This window comes from Faecalimicrobium dakarense (assembly GCF_000499525.1).
GTDB lineage: Bacteria > Bacillota > Clostridia > Peptostreptococcales > Peptostreptococcaceae > Faecalimicrobium > Faecalimicrobium dakarense.
On the sequence record NZ_HG529298.1, the window covers coordinates 1 to 5,034 of the forward strand.

At 24.7% G+C, this 5,034-nt stretch carries 4 protein-coding genes and 1 pseudogene; 4 read left to right on the top strand and 1 reads right to left on the bottom strand.

All coding sequences use genetic code 11. The features are described from left to right. Positions 1-702: DHHA1 domain-containing protein (locus tag BN899_RS06735; protein ID WP_042274014.1), on the top strand; the 702-nt coding region annotated here is incomplete at its 5' end. A gap of 504 nt (positions 703-1,206) precedes the next feature. Further along, a complete protein-coding gene (locus BN899_RS06740; RefSeq protein ID WP_042274016.1) occupies positions 1,207-2,031 on the top strand; it encodes an alpha/beta fold hydrolase in 825 nt (274 codons plus the stop codon). A gap of 308 nt (positions 2,032-2,339) precedes the next feature. Here the strand turns inward: BN899_RS06740 and BN899_RS06745 are convergent, their stop codons facing one another. Beyond that, positions 2,340-3,455: a tyrosine-type recombinase/integrase gene (locus tag BN899_RS06745; protein ID WP_042274018.1), complete on the bottom strand. Its 1,116-nt coding sequence runs from the start codon at positions 3,453-3,455 to the stop codon at positions 2,340-2,342. Between the two features lie 242 nt (positions 3,456-3,697). On the opposite strand from BN899_RS06745, the gene BN899_RS06750 reads away from it, so the two are divergent. Beyond that, complete coding sequence (locus tag BN899_RS06750) at positions 3,698-4,273, top strand: GNAT family N-acetyltransferase (RefSeq protein ID WP_042274020.1); 576 nt, start codon at positions 3,698-3,700, stop codon at positions 4,271-4,273. A 6-nt stretch (positions 4,274-4,279) separates the two neighbouring features. Then, positions 4,280-5,034, top strand: a pseudogene (locus BN899_RS06755) (hypothetical protein); the annotation flags it as partial.

Sequence of the window (5,034 nt, forward strand, 5' to 3'; positions counted from 1 at the left end):
ATATGGATAAGAAGAGATCTACCAGAAACAGCTGATGAAATAAGAATTCTTAAAGTAGGAGATTTAGATTCTAATGCTTGCTGTGGAGTTCATCCAAAATCAACACTAGACCTTAAAATGATAAAAATAAAAAAATGGGAAAAAAATAAAGAAGCTACTAGAATTGAATTTTTGGCAGGTAAAAGAGCTATAAAATATTCTTTACAAAGAGATGATTACTTAACTAACATATGCAGATATTTAAGCTCAAATGAAGAAGAGGCTGTAAATAGTGTAAGAAAATTAAAAGAAAAAATCGAAGAAAGCATAAATCTTAATAGAAAACTTGAAGAAACCGTAGCTAGCTATGAAATTAAAGAAATGATAGATTCTAGCCAAAAGATAAAGAATATATCTGTAGTTAATAAAATTTACACTAATGAAAATTTGAAATATATATCTAGAGTAGCTTCTAAAATAACAGAATCAGAAAATACTATTGCATTACTTGCATTGAAAAATGGTGATAAAGTAAATGTAATTTTTTCAGCAGCTAAAAATCTAACAAATATAAGTATGAATAATTTATTAAAAGATGCTCTTACCTTAGTAGATGGTCGAGGAGGGGGGAACCTTCACTTAGCTCAAGGAGGAGGAAAAAACAATGGTAATTTAGAGTCTGTTTTAAATTACGCATTTTCTAAGTTAGAAAAATCTATGTAAATAATTATAAATTTTTAATAAATAACCTATATAAAAATAATAACTTATTCAAGTCTATTAATTTATATAGGTTGTTTTATATTATATAGTTAATTTATTCATAAAAAGTATCATGTCTGCTTTATGTTAAATGTAATAATTTAGAGTGATTAATGGTCTGCTTCATTAAGCCAGCAAATAATCTTTCGTCTCTAAGAAAAACTTATGTTATTTAAATTTTAAAATATTTGTTAATAAACCAATATCTTCTAAATAGTAAGTAATTAAAATATATAAGTTTACATAATTTTATTATTTAAAACCATATTGATTGAATTTGAATTAACTTCTTTTAGAATTAATTTAAATCAATTGTAATCAAGTTTGTATTTTTACAATGGAATAACCTTATTCATATTTTATATATGCCTTAAAACTCAAAATAGTAGATTGATTTTTAAGAGGAATTTTGGAGATTTAAAATACTATGATACAATTATAAATATAAAGATAGTGGAGGTAATAATGTTTATAAATACTAATGATAATATAAATTTATATGTAAATGAAAAAGGTAGTGGTATTCCTTGTATTTATATACATGGAGGTCCGGGCTCATGGAGCAAAGATTTTGAATTATTTTGTGGAGTTTATTTGGAAAAAAATTTACGTATGATATACATGGACCAAAGAGGTTGTGGAAGATCCGGAGGAAATGGAAGTATAAATTATTCTATTAGCGCTCTAGTAAAAGATATTGAAACTGTAAGAAAAGAGCTAAGTCTTGATAAAGTCATTTTATTATCGCATTCTTTTGGAGGTATAATAGCTGTAAATTACGCTTATAAATATCCGCAAAATATAAAAAGCCTTATATTATTAAATTCAACACTTAATTTAGAAGATTCTCTTTTTAGTCAAATTGAATATGGGTGTGATTTGTTAAATTATGATTTAGATAAATATACAGGTCACCCTATAATAAAAACTTGGAGAGAGATATCTTACAAGCTTATTCAAAAGGATTTATATTATAAGTTGCAATATAAAGAATATGAAAATTTCTTAAGAATGAACGTTGTAGATGAGGATTTCGAAAATCACTCTATGTCAAGACAAGCTTTTGATAATGAAGAGTATTTTAAAAATTACTATTATATTACTAAATATATAAAAGTAAAGACTCTTATAATTTCTGGCGATCAAGATTATGCAATCGGAATTAAGCATCACATTAATTTTAAGTTTGAAAATTATATATTAAAGAATATAAAAGGTAAACATACACCTTATTTAGAAGATACCTTTGAATTAGTAAAAATTATTAAAAATTTTATATCAAAATTATAATCTTACAATACAAAAGATGGAGTCGATATAATTAAATTATGTCAACTTCATCTTTTTCATTATATAAAACATAAATCAGCTTAAAATTTATACTCATATTATTATTTTTATGATTCAATAATTCACAATCAAACCTTTTAGTTTACATAATTTAGTTATAGTAACTGCTTTTATGTTAAATTTAATTCTACGCTATGAAAATGGGTTATTTCGGTTTTTAAGCGATTTTAAACTTTTTAAATATAATTAATTGCAAAAATAAATAAAACCTCTTAAAACTCAATTTAAAAGGTTGGTTTTTTCTGATTTTACCCTAATTTAAATAGAGTTTCTGATATCTTGTCACTAGCTTCAGAATCCATTTCTTTAAGTGCATGAGCATAAATATTTAATGTTGTATTAATATTTGAATGCCCAACTCTTTCTGATATTACTTTGATAGGGACTTTAGAATTTATTAACAAAGTTACATGTGAATGTCTAAGATCATGAAATCTTATATGTTCTAGATTATTTTCCTTTAGAAAGCGGTTGAATTTTTTGCTCATAACATCTTGAGCTATTGGTTGCTCGTTTTTATCGAAGAATAGTAAATTTGAACTATTCTTAATTTCTCCTCTTAACTTAGCTTCTAATTGTTTCTTTTTATGTTCTTTTAGTAATATTATTATCTCGTTTGGCGCTGAAATTGTCCTTTCTGAACTTTCGGTTTTAGGACTTTTTAGTATAACTGAACCGTTATTTCTTACTGTAATTTTATCTATTGTTATGGTATTCTCGCTAAAGTTTATATTATCCCATGTAAGACCTAATATTTCTGATATTCTAAGACCTAATCCGCTGGCTAAAAATATATGCAATTCTAATGGTGTTCCTTTACAAATTTGAAGTAAATTGACCATGTTTTCTTTATTATATATATTGTTTTTAAATTTTCTAACTCTTGGAATTTCTATACAATCTACTACATTTTCCCTTATTAACCTTAATCGATACGCTTTTTTTAGTGCTAAATTTAAAATATTTATATGTATTTTTATAGTCTGTGGAGTTAGTACTCCTACTAAATCATCAACATAATTTTGTATATGGATAGGTTTTAGTTCTTCTAGTTTATACTTTCCTAGGAGTGGTATTAGGTATTTTTTGCAAATTCTAAGGTAGCAATTATAAGTGGTTATCGATAAATTAATTTTATATTTTTCTAAAAAGTCCACTAAAAAAGACTCAACATTTATGGTATTTGGTAGTGTTAATTCATCATTAAAAATGCTATCTTTTAACTCATTTAACTTCTTAGATGCATCTCTTTTTTTTTCAAAAGACCCCATATTCTTTTGTACTTTTTTACCTGTTTCTTTATCTTTATATTCTAAATAAACGATGTAGTTTTTACTTCTTTTTCTTATAAATGCGAAACTCATTACATTCCTCCAATATATTACAATTATATATTTATTATATCATAATATTATAAATATATAATAAAAATATCTGACATAAAACTGACATAAATTTTATTTTTCTACATATACATATTGCAAATACTAAGTTTTATATTTTTGGCATAAAATTATATATTTTATGTCTTTTGCGAACCGTTGTTAATTGTATAGCATAAATTATATAGATAATATATATACAATTTATTAAAGGGGACATAATTATGTATGACTCTAACTATAGTAATATGAAAATATTAGAAACAAAAAGATGCATTCTAAGGCCAGTAACATTAAATGATTCTAAAGATTTATTTAATTATTATAAAGAAGATATCGTCGTAAAGTATCTTCCATTTAAAAAGCACAAAAGCATAAAAGATACAGAAAGATTTATAAAATTATTTTTCTTTAAAAACTATAATGAAGGAAAAATAGGACACTATGTAATTGTTTTAAAAAGAGAAAATAGAGTGATAGGTAATGTTGGATTTAATAATATATCTCCTAATTCAAAAGAAGGCGAAATGGGTATCTGTATAAACCCTAGCTATTGGGGTGAACATTTATCTACCGAGTTAGCCGCCGAGATGCTAAGATACGGTTTTGAAAATTTAAATTTAAATAAAATTATAGCTATTACATTTGAAGATAATAAGTACTCTAAAAAACCATTAGAAGTTTTAGGATTTGATTACATCGGGAAATTTAGAAAAAAATTCCCTTCTAACAAATTAGGAACATACACAGTTTGCCATAAATACCAAATGCTTAAAAGTGACTATATAAAAAAGGGATGATTCTATTTGTGCGAAAAAAATAATGATAGTTGGATAAGTAAAGACCTAATGTATGCTATAGCTAAATCATGTAATAAAGAGCTATCTCAAATAACTAAAGATTATTTAAGGACATTAAAAGAAATAGATTTATCAGAAAGAGGAATATATGATTTAGCAGGGATACAATATGCTAGTAATTTGGAGAATCTTAATTTGAATAAAAATGAAATTGTAGATGCTGATTTATTAAAAAATTTGATTAGACTAAATAATTTGGAACTTAGTGAAAATAGAATAGAAGATATTTCGTTTCTACCTAGCTTAAAGAGACTTAAAAGCATAGGTTTAGATAGCAATAATATATCTAAAGTTCCAAACCTTGAAAACTTAAGGTATTTAAATTTGATAAATATATCAGATAATAAAATAAGTGATTTATCTTTTATAGATAGTTTGCATCGCAAAAATGTAAAAGTGATAGCTATTGAACAGTTAATTTTATTAGAGTCTATATCAATAAATTTTGGAGAAGATATCACCTTTAAAACTCCAGTACGATGGGATAAAGAAACAGAGGTATTATTTGATAATATACAGATTACAGGTGAATATGATTATATAAAAACAGATAAAAGGCCTTCTTTACTATATTCTATATCTGAAATTCTAGTAAAGAATATTATCTCAGATTGCTTGATAAAAGCTGAATTTTATCATGAAGTACCATTTTTAAAGTCAGGAACTTTAAGCGGAATACTAATTCAGCCTATATTAATTAA